Origin of the sequence: Agromyces binzhouensis (assembly GCF_004135055.1) — a bacterium.
GTDB classification, from domain to species: Bacteria; Actinomycetota; Actinomycetes; order Actinomycetales; family Microbacteriaceae; genus Agromyces; species Agromyces binzhouensis.
On record NZ_SDPL01000544.1, the window covers coordinates 1 to 1,646 of the forward strand.

At 75.3% G+C, this 1,646-nt stretch carries 2 protein-coding genes; one reads left to right on the forward strand and one right to left on the reverse strand.

Features of this window, described 5'->3' with window-relative positions; translation table 11 throughout:
- Positions 1-171 precede the first annotated feature (171 nt).
- Complete coding sequence (locus ESO86_RS16550; protein WP_129235914.1) at positions 172-1,242, forward strand: PHP domain-containing protein; 1,071 nt, start codon at positions 172-174, stop codon at positions 1,240-1,242.
- Here ESO86_RS16550 and ESO86_RS16555 read toward each other — a convergent pair.
- The coding region (locus tag ESO86_RS16555; RefSeq protein WP_165308193.1) for an alpha/beta fold hydrolase at positions 1,239-1,646 on the reverse strand (408 nt) is incomplete at its 5' end. The two genes, ESO86_RS16550 and ESO86_RS16555, sit on opposite strands and share 4 nt — an antisense overlap.

A 1,646-nucleotide genomic window follows, 5' to 3' on the forward strand; every position in this document is an offset into this window, starting at 1 on the left:
CCCGCGCGCCCCGCCCGCCCGCGCCCCCGGCTCGCCCACATGTTCGGGAGGAAGTTCCGCCCGCCGCGCCGGCGGAAGCACCCCGCCGCACGGCGTGTCGCCGGGAACTTCCTCCCGAACGTCCGAGGGAGGGCGGCGACGCCGCGCGGCATCTCGATGCAGACTGGAGCGATGGACCCGGTACAGGCGCTGGAGGAGATCGCGTCGCTGCTCGAGGTGCAGCTCGCGTCGCCGTTCAAGGCCAAGGCGTTCCGCCGTGCGGCGGGCGTGATCGGCCCGCTCGACGACGACGAGCTCCGCGCCCGCGCCGCCGACGGCCGACTGAAGCGGACGCCCGGCATCGGCGACTCGAGCCTCGGCGTGATCGTCGAGGCGCTCGACGGGAAGGTGCCCGGCTACCTCGCCGACCTCCGCGAGAAGGCGGGCGTCGAGACCGCGACGGGCCTCCGCGCGCTCCTCCGCGGCGACCTGCACGCGCACTCCGACTGGTCGGACGGCACGACGAGCATCGCGGCCATGGCGCGCGCCGCGGCATCCGCGGGCCTCGAGTACTTCGCGCTCACCGACCACTCGCCGACGTTGCGCGTCGCGAACGGCCTCTCCCCGGAACGGCTCGAGTCGCAGCTCGAGATCGTGGGAGCGCTGAACGCGGGGCTCGGCGAGCCCGACCGCGACGACGCGGGCGACGCGCGCGACCGCGGCGACCTCGGCGTGCGGATACTCACCGGCATCGAGGTCGACATCCTCGAGGACGGCGTCCTCGACCAGCGTCCCGACCTCCTCGACCGCCTCGACGTGGTGGTCGCGAGCGTGCACTCGAAGCTGCGCGCGCCGCGCGACGTGATGACGAAGCGGATGCTCCGCGCCATCCGCGACCCGCGCATGAACGTGCTCGGGCACTGCACGGGCCGGCTCGTCCAGGGCTCGCGCGGGACCCGCCCCCAGTCGGAGTTCGACGCCGAGGCCGTGTTCGCCGCGTGCGCCGAGCACGACGTCGCGGTCGAGATCAACTCCCGGCCGGAGCGCCAGGACCCGCCCGACGACCTCATCGCGATCGCGATCGAGGCCGGCTGCCGGTTCTCGATCGACACCGACGGGCACGCGCCCGGCCACTTCGGGTTCCTCGCGCTCGGCGCCGCTCGCGCCGAGGCGGCCGGCATCCCGCCGGAGCGGATCGTCACGACGTGGGACGCCGAGCGCCTCGTCGACTGGGCGGGATCGAAGAAGCGGGTCGCCCCCTAGCCGACCGCGGCGTCGTCCGCATCGGAGGCATCGGAGGCATCGGAGGCATCGGAGGCGTCGGGGGCATCGGCCGGCGACGCGGCGGATCCCGGAGGCGGACCCGTTCGCTCCACCAGCCAGTCCAGCACCTCGGGCACCACCTCGAGCACCGCGACGTGCCCGTCGTCGAGGCGCATCCACAGTCGGGCGTCCGGCAGGCCGGCGACGAGGCGCACGGCGTGCGCCCGCGGGATCACGCGATCGAGCTCGCCCTGCACGAGCAGCACCGGGACGCGCACGTCGGCGAGGTCGAAGCCCCACGCGCGAGTGAGCGCCACGTCGTCGTCGACGAGTCCGCCCGGGCCCGCCGACTCCGCCCGCCCGGCGTCGCGGCCGACCGCGCCCCACTCACCGCGCAGCGCGGC